The sequence below is a fragment of the Aliiroseovarius sp. D2-2 genome, from assembly GCF_055809455.1.
This window is the reverse complement of record NZ_CM147913.1, coordinates 1,909,269-1,924,380: the sequence shown is the minus strand read 5'-3', so window position 1 is coordinate 1,924,380 and position 15,112 is coordinate 1,909,269. Positions and strand designations below refer to the sequence as shown.

At 54.0% G+C, this 15,112-nt stretch carries 18 protein-coding genes; 9 read left to right on the top strand and 9 right to left on the bottom strand.

Annotated elements, in window-relative coordinates:
* Window positions 1-3 precede the first annotated feature (3 nt).
* Both aroB and AC0L6A_RS09505 read right to left on the bottom strand, forming a co-directional pair.
* Window positions 4-1,113 (bottom strand): 3-dehydroquinate synthase, encoded by a 1,110-nt coding sequence (gene aroB / locus AC0L6A_RS09510; protein ID WP_473289549.1) that lies wholly within the window; start codon window positions 1,111-1,113, stop codon window positions 4-6.
* The gene (locus tag AC0L6A_RS09505; protein ID WP_473289548.1) at window positions 1,110-1,661 is read right to left on the bottom strand and encodes a shikimate kinase; all 552 of its coding nucleotides are present in this window, start codon (window positions 1,659-1,661) and stop codon (window positions 1,110-1,112) included. The genes aroB and AC0L6A_RS09505 overlap by 4 nt, the downstream gene beginning before the upstream one ends.
* A 116-nt stretch (window positions 1,662-1,777) precedes the next feature.
* Between AC0L6A_RS09505 and AC0L6A_RS09500 the strand changes: the two genes are divergently transcribed.
* From AC0L6A_RS09500 to AC0L6A_RS09485, 4 genes are read left to right on the top strand one after another with little or no spacing between them, the layout of a single operon-like run.
* Window positions 1,778-1,915 carry a hypothetical protein gene (locus AC0L6A_RS09500; RefSeq protein WP_473289547.1) on the top strand — a complete coding sequence of 46 codons (138 nt, stop codon included), beginning with the start codon at window positions 1,778-1,780 and terminating at the stop codon, window positions 1,913-1,915.
* A gap of 43 nt (window positions 1,916-1,958) precedes the next feature.
* Window positions 1,959-3,494 (top strand): hypothetical protein, encoded by a 1,536-nt coding sequence (locus AC0L6A_RS09495; protein ID WP_473289545.1) that lies wholly within the window; start codon window positions 1,959-1,961, stop codon window positions 3,492-3,494.
* Between the two features lie 9 nt (window positions 3,495-3,503).
* Window positions 3,504-4,430, top strand: coding sequence for a site-specific tyrosine recombinase XerD (locus AC0L6A_RS09490; protein ID WP_473289543.1), 927 nt, complete (start codon window positions 3,504-3,506; stop codon window positions 4,428-4,430).
* A gap of 2 nt (window positions 4,431-4,432) precedes the next feature.
* A complete protein-coding gene (locus AC0L6A_RS09485; RefSeq protein WP_473289541.1) occupies window positions 4,433-4,795 on the top strand; it encodes a DUF1304 domain-containing protein in 363 nt (120 codons plus the stop codon).
* Here the strand turns inward: AC0L6A_RS09485 and AC0L6A_RS09480 are convergent, their stop codons facing one another.
* Window positions 4,796-5,245 (bottom strand): type II toxin-antitoxin system RatA family toxin, encoded by a 450-nt coding sequence (locus tag AC0L6A_RS09480; RefSeq protein WP_473289539.1) that lies wholly within the window; start codon window positions 5,243-5,245, stop codon window positions 4,796-4,798.
* A gap of 71 nt (window positions 5,246-5,316) precedes the next feature.
* Between AC0L6A_RS09480 and hpt the strand changes: the two genes are divergently transcribed.
* Both hpt and AC0L6A_RS09470 read left to right on the top strand, forming a co-directional pair.
* Window positions 5,317-5,874, top strand: coding sequence for a hypoxanthine phosphoribosyltransferase (gene hpt / locus AC0L6A_RS09475; RefSeq protein ID WP_473293447.1), 558 nt, complete (start codon window positions 5,317-5,319; stop codon window positions 5,872-5,874).
* Between the two features lie 27 nt (window positions 5,875-5,901).
* The gene (locus tag AC0L6A_RS09470; protein ID WP_473289537.1) at window positions 5,902-6,057 is read left to right on the top strand and encodes a hypothetical protein; all 156 of its coding nucleotides are present in this window, start codon (window positions 5,902-5,904) and stop codon (window positions 6,055-6,057) included.
* 2 nt (window positions 6,058-6,059) lie between these two features.
* Here AC0L6A_RS09470 and lipA read toward each other — a convergent pair whose 3' ends face one another.
* Window positions 6,060-7,010, bottom strand: a complete 951-nt coding sequence (gene lipA / locus AC0L6A_RS09465; RefSeq protein WP_473289535.1) for a lipoyl synthase — start codon at window positions 7,008-7,010, stop codon at window positions 6,060-6,062.
* Window positions 7,011-7,242: 232 nt separating this feature from the next.
* Between lipA and AC0L6A_RS09460 the strand changes: the two genes are divergently transcribed.
* On the top strand, window positions 7,243-7,788 hold the full coding sequence (locus AC0L6A_RS09460) for a redoxin family protein (RefSeq protein WP_473289533.1): 546 nt from the start codon (window positions 7,243-7,245) through the stop codon (window positions 7,786-7,788).
* 241 nt (window positions 7,789-8,029) lie between these two features.
* Here AC0L6A_RS09460 and AC0L6A_RS09455 read toward each other — a convergent pair whose 3' ends face one another.
* The 5 genes from AC0L6A_RS09455 to AC0L6A_RS09435 form a co-directional block, all read right to left on the bottom strand.
* Window positions 8,030-8,974: a hypothetical protein gene (locus tag AC0L6A_RS09455; protein WP_473289531.1), complete on the bottom strand. Its 945-nt coding sequence runs from the start codon at window positions 8,972-8,974 to the stop codon at window positions 8,030-8,032.
* 6 nt (window positions 8,975-8,980) lie between these two features.
* The gene (locus AC0L6A_RS09450; protein WP_473289529.1) at window positions 8,981-10,294 is read right to left on the bottom strand and encodes a TRAP transporter large permease; all 1,314 of its coding nucleotides are present in this window, start codon (window positions 10,292-10,294) and stop codon (window positions 8,981-8,983) included.
* Entirely contained in the window at window positions 10,291-11,004 is a 714-nt protein-coding gene (locus AC0L6A_RS09445) for a TRAP transporter small permease (RefSeq protein WP_473289527.1), read from the bottom strand. Before AC0L6A_RS09445 ends, AC0L6A_RS09450 begins: the two co-directional genes overlap by 4 nt.
* Window positions 11,005-11,067: 63 nt before the next feature.
* On the bottom strand, window positions 11,068-12,015 hold the full coding sequence (locus AC0L6A_RS09440; protein WP_473293445.1) for a TRAP transporter substrate-binding protein: 948 nt from the start codon (window positions 12,013-12,015) through the stop codon (window positions 11,068-11,070).
* A gap of 70 nt (window positions 12,016-12,085) precedes the next feature.
* Complete coding sequence (locus tag AC0L6A_RS09435; RefSeq protein WP_473289526.1) at window positions 12,086-13,336, bottom strand: NAD(P)/FAD-dependent oxidoreductase; 1,251 nt, start codon at window positions 13,334-13,336, stop codon at window positions 12,086-12,088.
* 104 nt (window positions 13,337-13,440) lie between these two features.
* Between AC0L6A_RS09435 and AC0L6A_RS09430 the strand changes: the two genes are divergently transcribed.
* Window positions 13,441-14,361: a LysR family transcriptional regulator gene (locus AC0L6A_RS09430; protein ID WP_473289524.1), complete on the top strand. Its 921-nt coding sequence runs from the start codon at window positions 13,441-13,443 to the stop codon at window positions 14,359-14,361.
* An 8-nt stretch (window positions 14,362-14,369) separates the two neighbouring features.
* The gene (locus AC0L6A_RS09425) at window positions 14,370-15,056 is read left to right on the top strand and encodes an aspartate/glutamate racemase family protein (protein WP_473289523.1); all 687 of its coding nucleotides are present in this window, start codon (window positions 14,370-14,372) and stop codon (window positions 15,054-15,056) included.
* Window positions 15,057-15,112: the final 56 nt, after the last annotated feature.

Sequence of the window (15,112 nt, the reverse complement as noted above, 5' to 3'; positions counted from 1 at the left end):
AGATTAGCGGTCTGACAACGCCTCGGTCAGTACGCCTTTTACGACACCCATATCCACGTCATCTGCGACAAAGGCATCCCCGATGGCGCGGGCCAGAACAAAACGCAGCTTGCCCTGAACGACCTTCTTATCCTGCGCCATAAGCTGGATTAGTCCTTCCGCATCAGGCAAATCACCCGGAATGTCGTTGATGTCTTTTTTCATGCCCATGGCGGCCAGATGCGCGCGGAAACGTGATGGGCTTTCCTGGCTCATCATTCCCAGCCGCGCCGAGGTCTCAAACGCCAACGCGCAGCCAATTGCGACCCCTTCACCGTGTAAAAGGCGATCCGAATAACCAGTCGCCGCTTCAAGCGCGTGACCGAACGTGTGGCCCAGATTTAGAAGTGCGCGATCGCCCTGCTCGGTTTCATCGCGGACCACTATATCAGCTTTCATCTGAACGGACCGTCGAACGGCTTCGCTTCGCAGGGCTTGATTACCCGCAGCTAACGCGGGCCCGTTCGCCTCTAACCAGTCAAAGAAATCTGCGTCGCCCAAGCCGCCATACTTGATGACCTCGCCATATCCAGCAAGGAAATCTCGGGGTTTCAGCGTGCCAAGCACGTCGATATCGGCCAACACCAACGAGGGCTGATGGAAAGCTCCGATCAGGTTCTTTCCGTGCGGTGCGTTGATCCCGGTTTTGCCCCCGACCGAGCTGTCCACCTGCGCCAAAAGGGATGTAGGCAACTGAACAAAGCGCACTCCACGACGAAGGATCGCCGCAGCGAAGCCGACCAAGTCTCCGATGACGCCGCCGCCAAAGGCCAAAACAACGTCTTTACGCTCGACCTTTTGGTCCAGCAGCCATTCAACGGTCTGCATCAAGAACGGCCAGCTTTTGGTCGCTTCACCCGGAGGAAGCACCAAAGCCTCGGCGGTGATGCCTGCTGTCGCCAAGCCATCTTTCAACGCATCCAGATGCAAGCCCGCTACGGTTTCCTCGGTCACGACCCACACCTTCGGGCGCGTCAACAATGGCGCGATCTCGTCCCCTGCCCGTGCCAACAAACCCGAGGCGATACGGACGTCATAGGCGCGATCCCCCAAGGGCACATGTACAGTGGTCATCTGGGGGTCTCCTCAAGCACATCGGATCGTGTTTTCAACACCTCGATCACGGCATCAGCCATTTGCGTGATCGAATAATCCGGATGCGCGTCAACAGCCAAATCGGCTTTTTCGTAAACCGGGACACGCGTTTCATAGATCTGGCGCAACGTGGCTTTGGGATCGGACGTGCGCAACAATGGACGCGTGTCCTTGTGTCTGACCCTGTTCCACAAAAGCTCAAGATCGGCACGCAAAAGAACAGACACGCCGCGCGCGCCAATAAGCTCGCGATTGCGATCGGCCAGAAACGCCCCGCCACCTGTCGATAAGACGGCGCATTCACCATCCAAAAGCCGTCCGATAACCTCGGTCTCACGGTCACGAAAAAACTGTTCTCCGTCGCGCGCGAAAATCTCGGCAATTGTCATGTTGGCGGCACGCACGATCTCTTCGTCACTGTCTAGAAAAGGCACGTTTAATCGGGCGGCCAAAGCTTGACCGACCGCGGTTTTACCCGCCCCCATCATGCCGACCATGACGATGGATTTTTTTACCTTGAATGCCAAAGCGGCGCCCACTTGCCCAAAACCAGATTTCTTTCCTGAATGGCGTGATCTTGAGCAAAATACCATATATAAAATCAGCAAAACGACGACCGAGGCAGAAAAATAGGTGACCCTCTATGCTGATCCGATTGATCAAGCTATTGTTATTTCTTGCAATTCTGGGTGTGATTGGGCTGTCTGGTTACGCCTATCTGGGCGATATGTCGCCCCCAAGTTCGCCCCAAAGTACCACTGTGACATTGAATGGCGGCTAAGGGGTTCCCCAAAGTCGCGTTGATAAGCGCGACATGTGTCGCGATGATTGGCGCGGCCCAGGCGCAGACCGCGCCGGGTTCTGCACCCATGTCGGCAATCGGCTGGCTGTCGGACAGCGTGGCGCTGCCGCCGCCCTCAATCGACAGTGCGGTCCTTCCCCCGGACCCAAACGAACCCAAGACCGCCGCGGGCGCGTCTGTGGCGCAAGTCACCATGAGCCTTCTGGAAACGCCCATGTTGGACGCAGTGGGTTTGTTGTCCAGCTCAACAACGGGGTTTGCGCGTGATCTATGGGGGCAATCGCGTCCCAATGACTTGGCGCGCCGGATCGCCAGCATGCCATTGCATCTGTATCCATCGACACAAGAACTTCTAAACACCCTTTTGCTGGCCGAGCTTAATCCGCCCAAAGGCGCACGCACCGGCGATGACCGGTTGTTCATGGCGCGGGTGGATCGCCTTCTTGCCATAGGTGCTCTGGATCAGGCCGAAGCACTTTTGGATCGCGCGGGCAACGTAAATGCGCGTGTTTTTCGCCGGGGATTTGATACGGCGCTTCTTTTAGGGTCCGAAGATCGCTTCTGCGAGGTGCTTAAAAACTCGCCTGACCTAAGCCCTACCTTTCCGGCGCGGGTCTTTTGTCTTGCACGATCTGGCGAATGGGAAGCGGCCGTTCTTACGCTCGAGACCGGTCGAGCGCTGGGATATATTAACGATTTCGAAGATGCCTTGCTTGCGCGTTTTCTTGATCCGGAGTTGTTCGAAGGAGAAGACCCTCCCCGTCGGCCCAAAAATCTAACCCCCCTGACCTATCGCATGTTCGAAGCGATTGGTGAGCATATTCCAACAACCAACCTTCCCTTGGCCTTTGCACAGGCCGATATGCGGGCGAATATCGGTTGGAAAGCGCGCGCAGAAGCCGCCGAGCGGCTGGCACGTGTTGGGTCTGCGACACCAAACCAGCTGCTTGGCCTTTACACCGAACGTCGACCGTCCGCATCTGGTGGCATCTGGGAGCGTATGCAATCCGTGCGTCGCCTGGAACAAAGCCTGTCCAGCGGGAACGACGCGGCCTTGACTGCGGCTTTGTCATCCCTGTGGCCACGCCTAGAGGACGCATCGCTAGAAGTCCCTGTTGCGCGCCTGTTTGGTGAGCGGTTGATCTCGAAAACCCCCACCGACCCGCAAGCACGCGTTGCCGCACTTTCCCTTGGGCTTCTGTCTGACAGTAGCGAGGAATTTGCAGCCTCTTGGACCGTACGTTCTGGCGACCGAAAAGAACCCGTCCTGACCGCCATCGCGCTTGGAAATACGGATGGGGTTCTGGCCTATAACGAAGCGTCACGCGCCGTGTTGGAAGGCCTGAATGCGACCAACGCCCCTGTGCGCCTTAAGTCATTGATGGACAGTGACAGAATGGGTGAAGCCATTTTGCGCGCCATATCTTTGTATGAATCCGGCACCAATGGAAACTTGGACGAGATCGCAGATGCACTGGCATTCTTTCGCCAAATCGGGTTGGAACGCGCAGCACGACAAGCCGCACTTGAGTTTCTTATCCTCGAGAGGCGCGGATGAACGCAGATCATGCGCGGTGGATTCTCTAGTTTTCTGGATGCACAGGCAGCAGAACTTGGGGCGTCTGACAACACGCGCATGGCCTATGGGCGGGATTTGAAAGCGTTCTCAGAATTTCTGGAAACACGCGGCCCCCGATTTGAAACGCTGGTGCGTGATGATATCGAAAGCTACCTGATAGATTGCGATGCACAAGGTTTGGCGACCTCAACTCGTGCACGGCGTCTATCTTCCATCAAACAGCTGTTTCGCTTTGCCTATGAAGAAGGCTGGCGTGACGATAATCCAGCACTGAAAATTCGCGGCCCCGGACAGGTAAAATCTCTGCCGAAAACTCTTTCTGAGGCGCAAGTTGAAGCCCTTCTTGGTGCTGCGCGTGAGGTCGGACAGAGCGATGCAGAACAGCTTCGCAATACCTGCATGATGGAGCTTCTCTACGCAACCGGCATGCGTGTAAGTGAACTTGTGTCCCTTCCAGTTTCCGCTACGCGCGGAGACCCACAATTGCTGCTGATCCGCGGCAAGGGCGATAAGGATCGGCTTGTCCCTTTGTCTTCAGAAGCACGTATCGCGCTTACAGATTGGCTGCAATGCAGGGACGCGGAGGAGGAAACCGCCCGATTGGAAAAAGGGGCCAAACCGTCCCCTTTCCTCTTCCCATCAAATGGATCAACCGGCCATCTGACACGACATCGGTTTTACGGCATCATCAAACAAATCGCGGTCAAAGCGGGTGTTTCGCCCGGCGAAGTAACCCCACACCGACTTCGCCATGCATTTGCAACCCATCTACTGGCCAACGGGGCAGACCTCAGGTCCATTCAGGCTCTGCTAGGCCACGCTGACCTTGCCACAACCGAAATCTACACGCATGTTCTTGAGGAACGCCTGCGCGAACTTGTGTTCACGCATCACCCATTGGCCAAGAAGGATTAATCATGAGCATCGTCGCAACCCTTCTGATCCTCCTGATCGCCGTTTTTCATTGCTACATTCTGTGGTTTGAGATGTTTGCCTGGGAAAGCCGGGGTCCAAAAATCTTCCGCCAGTTTCCACGTGATTTGTTCGCGCCGACAAAAGCCATGGCGGCCAATCAAGGTCTGTATAACGGGTTTCTCGCAGCGGGCTTGATCTGGTCGGTGATCATCCAAGACCCAAACTGGTCGAAGAACATTGCCGTGTTCTTTCTTGGGTGTGTGGCTGTGGCCGGTATCTTTGGGGCAGTTACCGCCTCTAAGCGGATATTCTACGTCCAGGCCCTGCCCGCCCTTATCGCACTGGTTGTGGTGTTGATCGCTTGATCAGCTTTGGTAAAGCGCAGCCGCGCGTTTTTCGAATGCGGCAACGATGCGGTGCATCGCCTCGTTAAAAACAAGGCCAATCACCTTTTGCAACATTGCGCTTTTGAACTCGAAATCAACGAAGAATTCAACTTCGCAGCCGTTCGGATGATCATTGAAAGTCCAAAAGGATTTCAAATACTTGAACGGACCATCCAAATACTCAGTATCAATGCGCTGCGCGTCCTGATCCAGTGTCACGCGACTGGTAAACCGTTCACGAAACACCTTGAAGCTGATCACAAGATCGGCCTCCATCATCATACGTCCATCTTCCAAAGGAACAGTCCGCCGCACCCGCGCCGCCGAGTTCCACGGCAGGAACTCGGGATAGCGTCCGACATCCGCAACAAGATCATACATCTGCTGTGGCGTGTACGGCATCACACGTTTTTCACCATGTGTTGGCATTTTTCGGCGTTTTCCCTTCTAAGATCGCAGCACATGTCTTAGGAATACGAGTGAAAATCAAGGGGGGCTTCATGGTTCAGCGACCATATGTCATTGATACGCTCATTTCTGCCAAGCAAATTGCCGCGCGGGTTGAAGAGTTATCCAAAGAAATTCACGACGAATTTGATGGTACCGATAAATTGGTTGTCGTTGGATTACTGAGGGGTTCGTTCGTCTTCATCGCGGATGTTGTGCGCGAATTGGACCTGCCCGTCGAAGTCGATTTTCTGGAAGCCTCATCTTACGGAGATTCCACCGAAAGCAGCCGAGAAGTTCGTATTCTCAAGGACTTACGTGGTGAGATCGCCGGGCGTGACGTTCTTGTCGTTGAAGACATCATTGATACCGGTTTCACCCTTCAGCACGTGGTTAAACTGCTTAAGGCAAAAGGCCCAAGTAAACTGCGAACGATTGCGCTTCTTGATAAACCCACACGTCGCGAAGTGGATGTGAAAGCCGATTGGACCGGTTTTGAAATTCCAGATGAATTTGTCGTCGGCTATGGCATCGACTATGCCCAACGCAATCGCAACCTGCCTCATATTGGCAAGGTGCGGTTTCTCGACACCCAAGACGGCGAGAGCTAGGTCATGAACCTGCATTGGCTTTTGCGGATGTCAAAATGGGCACGCAATCCGCCATCGGCAAAACGCGTTATGTTTGGCCTCGTGATCATCGCAATCTGTCTGGCGCTGCTGGCCTATGAACATTTCATAGGCGCGCCAGAGTGGATGGAGATTGAGCGTCTAAGGCGACCTAAACTCTATTAATATCAAGCTTTAGCAAGGCTTTCTTCACGTGCCTTACGTAGGCGCTCAAAGTCATCCCCTGCATGATAGGAAGACCGTGTCAGTGGCGTCGCAGACACCATCAGGAACCCTTTGCCATAGGCCGCCGTTTCGTATTCCTTGAACTCGTCAGGATGCACGAAACGCTCCACTGCGTGGTGCTTTGGTGTCGGCTGCAGATACTGGCCAACGGTCAGAAAATCGATGTCAGCCGCGCGCATGTCATCCATGATTTGCATGACGGATTGCCGATCTTCCCCCAGCCCAACCATGATACCTGACTTGGTGAACATCGAAGGATCAAGCTCTTTCACGCGCTGCAACAAGCGCAGAGAATGGAAATACCGCGCACCGGGGCGAACTTCGGGATAGAGGCCAGGAACAGTTTCTAGATTGTGGTTGAACACATTTGGACGCGCCTCGACCACAGTTTCCAGCACACTGTCGTCGCATTTCAGGAAATCTGGTGTCAGGATTTCGATCGTCGTGCCCGGTGACTGATGACGTACGGCACGGATGGTCTGGGCAAAGTGCTCTGCCCCGCCATCTTTCAGGTCGTCCCGGTCCACGGAAGTGATCACAACGTGGTTCAGGCCAAGTTTCTTGACCGCATGGGCCACCCTACCCGGTTCGAAAGTGTCCAACGTGTCTGGCTTGCCGGTCGCGACATTACAGAAGGTGCAACCGCGCGTACAAATCTCGCCCATGATCATCATGGTGGCGTGACCTTGGCTCCAGCATTCGCCGGCATTGGGGCAGCCGGCTTCTTCGCAGACGGTCACAAGGTTGTTTTCCCGCATGATCTTGTGCGTTTCCGCGTAGCCCTTGCCGCCGGGCGCTTTCACGCGAATCCAGCTGGGTTTTTTGGGCTGAGCGTTGTCGGGTCGGTGCGCCTTTTCAGGGTGACGACCTTCTGGGATGTTCAGATCACGCATGGCTTTCCTCCGGGCCAAGTTGTTCCAGCCTATATAGGCCTCCTTTGCCCTCAAGTCACCTTGAAACCCTGCTTTTCCGATATGCGCATACTGCATAGCCATAAGCAGTATGGAACCAAATTGACGCGCTGCAGAAAAACTCCGTTGAGGACCATTTGGAATCGTTCTAATCGTTGCACCAACGCGCGCAGCGATTCCCAGCCACGCGTATAAACTGTAAAGGATTTCCCCAATGAAAGCAGGCGTTAACGTCCCCAACATCACCTTCCACACCCGTGTACGTGATGAAAGCATTGAAGGCCCGAACCCGTTTCGTTGGCAGGACATGACTTCGGACGATTACTTCAAAGGCAAGCGCGTTGTTCTGTTTTCGCTTCCCGGCGCATTTACCCCGACCTGCTCAACCTATCAGCTGCCCGGTTTTGAAAAAGGCGCAGACGATTTCCGTGCCGAAGGCGTGGACGAGATCTATTGCATGTCCGTGAACGACAGCTTCGTTATGAACGCTTGGGCCCGTAACCAGGAACTGGAAAACGTGAAAGTCATCCCAGATGGCGCTGGTGAGTTCACCCGCTTGATGGGCATGCTGGTCGACAAATCCAACATCGGCTTTGGTGCCCGCTCATGGCGCTATGCTGCCGTCATCAATGACGGTGTTGTAGAAGCTTGGTTCGAAGAGCCCGGCCGCGAAGACAACCACGGCGATGACCCTTACGGCGAAAGCTCACCCGAGACGGTTCTGGCTTGGTTGAAAGAAGCCAAAGAAGCTGTCGCGTAAGCGATCGCTGAGTGAATGACGAAGGGCCGCCCGTTTGGGTGGCCCTCTTCTTATCCAATTGGGGTAAAGTGGCTTGGATTGAGTTTGCTTTCGGGACAAACCGCTACTTCGCTACATCTGCGCTAATGTCCACTTTGGAAGTATCAGGTCATCACGGCGATCACGGCCTGATTGAATATCATTGGTTTCGCTCCCTGCTTATCTAGGCAAGAACGATTTTAAAGCAAAGACACCACCCTTTTCACCCCAATTTTTCACCAGCACCTCGGTGCCCCAAAAGCGGGCGCATGAGGATTGGGGTCAGATACATTGGAAACTGGTAGCATCCCAAAAACAAAAGGAATTCATCAGTTTGGGTGGCTGATGAAGCGACTAGAAATAGTGCAACATTGCGGTTTCCGGCCACCAGAGCCATGGGTGCTGCGGTGTTCTCATTTCCTAATCGGCGCAAGCCCAAATATGCCATGACTTGCAATCCAAGATTGGCCGCCATTGCGACAATAAGCCAACCCACGAGCGACCAAGGGGCAGCCGACAAGGTTGGTGCGACAGCGCTCATAAGCCCGATTACAATGACGACCAAAGCAAGCGACGTTAGTCCGTCAAGCGCCTGGATTTCTGGCATATGCATGTCTGGCCGAAAAAGTGCGCGCAGCGCGAAAGCCACTGTGATGGTTGCACTGATCGAAAGACCAAGACGCAAGGCTGCATGAACCGCTTCTGATAGGTTCCCAAGCGCGGGTGAGAACCAAAAGATGGGGATAATTGTAAGTGGTAAGATAAATGTGCCAAGCATGAGGAGACGAAAGGCTGGCTCGGGTGCTTGGCCCAGTAGGACTGCCATGTTCGGGTTCGCGGTCAAAGACGGAGCGGCAAGCATGAGCGTTAACGCAATGGCTACTGGACTGTGTGCAAGACCGAAGACTGCGAACAGGGCGATGCAAAGCAGCGGCAATGCCAGTTGATAGACCAGCACAACCCCAAACGTATTACGGGTTTGAGTAAGTCCCTCAAGTGCTGAAGGCAGCCCAACCCGAAACGCAGTAAGAAATAACAAAAGCAGCACCAGTTCGCTAAGCCATGGGCGAAGTGCCAAGGCTGCGCCGGGCAACACAAGCCCGGCGACCAGCCCTACGACAAGGACAAAGCGCCCATAGCGCGCAATGAACCCAAGTAACTGAAGCATCTGGGCTTAGCCGCCCGGACCTTGGCGAATGTTCTCGGGCAGCCATGTAGCCAGCTCTGGCCAAATCACCAGAATGACCACCATAAGCAACATAAGGCCCACCATCGGGATGGCGGTCTTGGCGATGTATCCGATATCGTGTCGGGTCATTCCTTGCAGCACGAATAGATTAAAGCCAATGGGTGGTGTGACTTGTGCGGTTTCGATGACAACTACAAGGAAGATTCCAAACCAAATCACATCAATACCAGCGGCGCGGATCATCGGTTCGACAATTGCCATTGTCAAAACCACGGATGAAAGTCCGTCCATGAACATGCCGAGTATCAAGTAGAACACCGTCAGCACAGCGATAAGCGCCACAGGCGAAAGATTATAGCTCTCGATCAGTTCAGCCAGCGCACGCGGCAAGCCCGTGAAGCCCATCGAAAGAGACAAGAACGCAGCCCCCATAAGAATGAAGGCGATCATGGCCGAGGTTTTCGTGGCCCCCATCAGGCTGCCTTGGAACGTCTTCCAATCAAGTGAACCCTGCATAGCTGAAAGCGCAAGCGCCCCAACGACACCCACCGCCGCAGCTTCGGTGGCCGTGGCATAGCCAAGATACATGGACCCAATAACGACAAAGACCAAACCAAACAGCGGCAGTAGAAAGCGGCTTTCGGCAAGGCGCTGGCCAAATGGCATCGGTGGTTCCGGCTCTGGCCGCTGTCCTTTGTAAATAAAGTGCCAGGCCATGATGTACAGCATGAACAGCCCTGCCAAGACGAGGCCGGGAAAGACACCGGCCATAAAAAGCTTAGTGATGCTTTCGTTGATGGTCACGCCGTAGACAATCAGCGTAAGTGACGGCGGGATCATCAGTCCCAATGTCGCAGCACCCGCCAATGTGCCGATGATCATATACTCTGGATAACCACGTTTGCGCAGCTCGGGGATGGACATTTTGCCGACCATATTCAGCGTCGCTGCGGACGAACCGGAAACAGCTGCGAAGATCGTGCAGCCTGCGATGTTGGTGTGCAGCAGGCCACCGGGCAAGAAGCGCATCCATGGTGCAAGGCCGCGGAACATATCTTGGGATAATCGCGTTCGATACAAGATTTCGCCCATCCAGATGAAAAGTGGTAGGGCCGTGAGGGTCCAACTAGAAGCGCCAGTCCAGATTGTGGTGATCATCGCATCCCCGGCTGGGCGCGATGTGAACAGTTCCATTCCAACCCAAGCGACTCCCATCAGTGCAAGCCCGATCCAAACGGAACCCCCTAGAAGCGCAAAGAGAACGAAAAGGAAAATGACTGTGGCGTAAAGTTCGCTCATTCCAGAACCTCCCCGTGAATTTGACTTTTACGATGCGCGAGAAGTCGAGTGAGGTAATCCCAGATTGCGATTGCCAAAAGCACCGTGCCGATCGACATCGGCAGCTGTGGTAACCAAACGGGTGTGTACACCCATTCCGATCCTGTCTTTGCCCACATCTCTCCCCATTTAGTGGGAGAATTGGCGAACATGGAAAAGAACGTCAGAAGCCACTCCGGGACGAAATCCTGTCCTTGCGTCCGGTCATTTAACATCTCGGACATGATATTGGTCTTGATCGCATAACGCGCAAAATAGGTGGCGGTGATGGCGGCAATGAACATCGCCACAGAATCAAGCCAAAACTCGGTGTACCTATTGAGGTTAAGCAGCACCGATACACGGATATGTCCCCCTTGCGTCAGCGTATAAGCCAGCGCGAAAAAGGATGTCGCCGCCATGGCGTAGCCTGCGTATTCGGTCGATCCGGGAAATGTGAGGTTGGACCAACGGGCAATCATTTGCCCGATAATCAACAGCAAGATCAGCACCATAAAGCACGCAGCAAGCACGCCGGCGGCCTTGTAGATTTTATCGAGAAACCTCCAGACGGGTGACAGAAGCACGGCGGCTTTTGGACCCTGCCAAAGACAATAGAGCGCTAATAACGCTGGAAACACAAAGAGCCAGACCCATAAGGGAAGCCCTAAAAATGGTTGCCAATCTCGCATGAAAACTCCCCTGAATTCAGTTTGGCAGCGGCCTCATTCTACGCGAGGCCGCTGCCATAAAGCTTAGTTGGCTTTGTAAGCGTCAAGGATGGCTTGGCCATCCTCACCAACTTCAGCCAGCCAATCAGCTGTCATTTTTGCACCAATGGTTTCAAGCTCGGCAAGGAACTCGGGGCCCGCGTCTTCGACCTTCATGCCGTTGGCTTCCAGCTGCTCGAAATACCAGTTGGCAAGCTCTGCTGACTTGGCGGCGCATGCAGTGCCCGTTTCATCAGCGGCCTTCTGGACGTTTGCTTGCATGTCTGCACTTAGCCCATCCCAGACGCCTTTGTTGACCATGACATAGTTGCGCGGAAGCCATGCGTTCACTTTGTAATAATGGGTCAGGTTTTCCCAGACCTTCCGGTCATAGCCTGTTGAACCAGATGAGATGAACGACTCTGCGACACCTGTGGCCAACGCTTGGCTAAGCTCTGCGGCTTCAACTTGAACGGGGATCATTCCAAGCTCTTCAGCAAAGGTAGCGGTCGCCGTGTTGTACGAGCGGAACTTCACGCCTTGGGTGTCCTTAGACGACATGACTTCTTTCTTGAAATAGAAGCCCTGACCAGGCCATGGACAGGTGTACAACGCCACGAGGTTGAGATCAGACAGCTGTGCATTCACCTTGTCTTTGGCGGCAGCCCAAAGCTTGTCGTTGTCTTCATAAGTTGTCGCGATGAATGGCAGGTTGTCCCAACCCAAAAGCGGGGCTTCATTGGCATGGGCTGACATGAAGCGTTCGCCAATAGGCGCCTGACCTGTTTGGACCGCGCGTTTGATCTCTCCGCCTTTGAAAAGCGAGCCACCGGGGTGAACCGTGATGTCAATTTCGCCTCCTGAGTATTCACGCACTTTGTCCGCAAACACGACACCCATTTCCGAGTGGAAATTCGTTGCCGCGTACGCCATGGGCATGTCCCATTGCTCGGCCGAAGCAGCGGTACCTGCGATCGCCAGCGCCACAGTCATGGCCGCTGTGTTCAGTGTTTTGTTCAGTGGTTTCATTGTTCTCTCCCTGAGTTATTTTTGTTGATCTTGGTTATTTGCCCGCAGCGAAGCGCATAGGCTCGAAGGGGCGAATGTCGTTGTTGGAGTGGTTTCCAGAAATCATGTCTGCAACAAGGCGACCTGTTTTTGGCCCGCCCGTCAAACCGATGTGGTGATGGCCGAAGGCCGTGAAAACGCCGGTGTCGCGAAGCTCGCCAATCAGGGGCAGGCTGTCAGATGGTGCTGGGCGATACCCAAGCCATTCTTCATCATTCGCGTATGTCAGATCGGGGAACATCTCTTGCGCTTTTCGTCGCAGAAGCTTCAGCGGCGCTTTTGAAGGCGTCTCACTTAGCCCTCCAAATTCAACGACACCTGCACAGCGTACGCCTTGTTCCATCGCGGTGGCGACAAATTTTCCAGCCGTTAGCATCATTGGGTTGTTGGGCTTAAGGTTGGGTTCTTTAAACATGATGTGATAGCCGCGTTCTGCTTCAAGCGGTACATTCAACCCCAGCTTTTGCATAAGCGGTTTGGACCACACACCAGATGAAATAACTGCCTTGTCGCAGTGGATGCGACCAACGCTGGTGTCCACAGCACTGACCTGCGCCCCACCCAGTTCGAAGTCCTTAACTTCGGCCTGAATAAACTTTCCGCCCATCTGTCCCAGCAGCTCAACAAGATCCCCTACGTAAGAGCCAGGGTTTAGAATGAAACCGTGGTTCTTAAGTACGGCCAAAAGTTTTGTTCTAGGACCTAAGATCGGTTCTGCTTCTTGAACGGCATCGCCTTCGATAAACGTGGGTTCAAAACCGGCCTCTTGGCGCAGCTGCCATGCAAATGCATCGGCTTCAAAGGCGCTGCGGTCTGGATAGGCGAAACTATAGTCGCTTTCTTGAACCCACTTCGCGGCCTTGGTGCCCGTCGTCAAGGCTTGATGCTGCTCAAGGCTGTCGCCAACGATTGTCGTCAGTCCTTGGCTGATCCGGCGCGTGTCACCTTCATTTGCGTGCGACATGTATTTGATTAGCCACGGCACAAGTTTGGGTACATAGCCCCAACGCAGGAAAAGCGGGAAGTTCGGATCGGCCAAATACGCCGGGCTTTTCTTAAGAAGGCCCGGACCGGTTACTGGCACGACAGAGCAGCTCGCTAGGATGCCACCATTTCCGTAAGAAGCGCCCATCCCGGGCGCACCCTTATCAACTAGCGTGACATCATACCCCGCTCGGCGCAGCCAAATGGCTGAAGAGGCGCCAACAATCCCGGCACCGATGACAACAATATGCTCTGAAGGCATTAAGCGACTTTCTCCCAAGGTTGGGATCCAGTTTGTCAGCCGCTAGGTATCATTTCCAATACTAATTACTGGCAATCATATAACTCAAAGTGATATGTTGCGATATGAGACTTCGGTTCCGACAACTTCAGGCGTTCCATGCCATCATCGAGACCGGCACCGTCACAGGTGCTGCCGACTCCTTGGGAATCTCTCAGCCGGGGATATCAAACTTGCTGGCCCAACTAGAGCGTCAAACTGGGCTTACGCTTTTTGAGCGCTTGCACGGCCGGCTTGTCCCGACCCCGGAGGCAGAGCTGATGCACCGAGAGATCGACACGATCGTGCGCGGACTTGATCACGTCACACAGACCGTAGTTGATTTGCAAAACAAACAAGCCGGGCAACTTCAGATCGCGTCGCAGCACTCTATGTCATTCGGTTTTGTACCGAAGCTCATCGCCGAATTTGCAAAAACCAGACCTGACATGAACATCTCGTTCCAGTCGCAGTATAGTTCGAAAATTCAGGAGTGGGTCTTATCAGGTCTTTTCGAAATTGGCATCTGCGAAATGCCGATGCTTTATGACACGCTGCAATACTACCAGCTGCATGTAGAAACGCGCATAGCGTTGCACAAGGATAACCCGCTGCAACGACACGAAGTGCTTACACCAGAACTTCTGAAAGACGAGCCGTTGCTTGTGATGGGGCCTGATCACATCACCCAGCGGCGACTTCGAGAGGCGTTTGAGAATTCCAACGTCCCAATGAAATCACGGGTACATTCGCATCTATTTAAGAACCTACTAGCCTTCGTTAAGGAGGGCATGGGAGTTGCGTTGCTTGACCGCTTTGGGTTGGAGTTTGATTATGATGACCGCTTTGTCTCCCGTCGCTTTGAACCACCAATAATGATGGACATGGCCGTGATCACTTCTGCTACGCGACCGCTTTCGCAGCTTGGCAAAGAATTCCTGGCGCTGCTATTGACGGAATTGCAGCCATACAACGTCGACGGCAGACCCATCGAACGCGCGAAATAGGAGGCGATATGGAACGTGCAGCTATCGGAATACTGATGTTAGAGACCAATTTTCCGCGCCCTCTTGGCGACATTGGTCACAGGCACACGTGGGATTTTCCCGTCCATCTGCGCACGGTAGGTGGGGCCAGTGCTCAAAAAGTTGTGCACGAAGACCCGCGCGTGCTTTTGGACACCTTTATTCAAGTCGGACGCGAGTTGGTTGCCGACGGTTGCACTGGGCTGACAACGTCCTGCGGATTTCTGTCGCTTATGCAAGATGAGTTAAAAGACGCTCTGGGCGTTCCTTTTGCTAGTTCATCCTTGATGCAAATACCGATGATCGAGGCGATGCTGCCCACCAATCAAGAAGTCGGTGTTCTGACCATCTCAAAAGAAAGCTTGAGGACCGAGCATTTGCAAGCCGCAGGTGCCCGAGGCGATGTGCTGATAGAGGGATTGCCACGCGACGGGGCCTTTGCGACTGCAATTTTTGACGACTTACCTGACATAGATTTCGCGTCCTGCCAGACTGAAATGAACGCAATAGCGCAGAAGCTCGTTTCAACGCGCAAGTCCGTGGGTGCAATCGTGCTCGAATGCACCAACATGGCACCCTATGCTGCAGACATTGCAATGATCGCGGGGCGGCCGGTTTATTCGATTGTCAGCTTTCTGAACTGGTTTCAGGCGGGATTGGCTCCCATGCGTTACTAGATATTCTGGATAAGAATGGAGCACAGAATTCTAATCTCGATGAGCCTTAACGATTG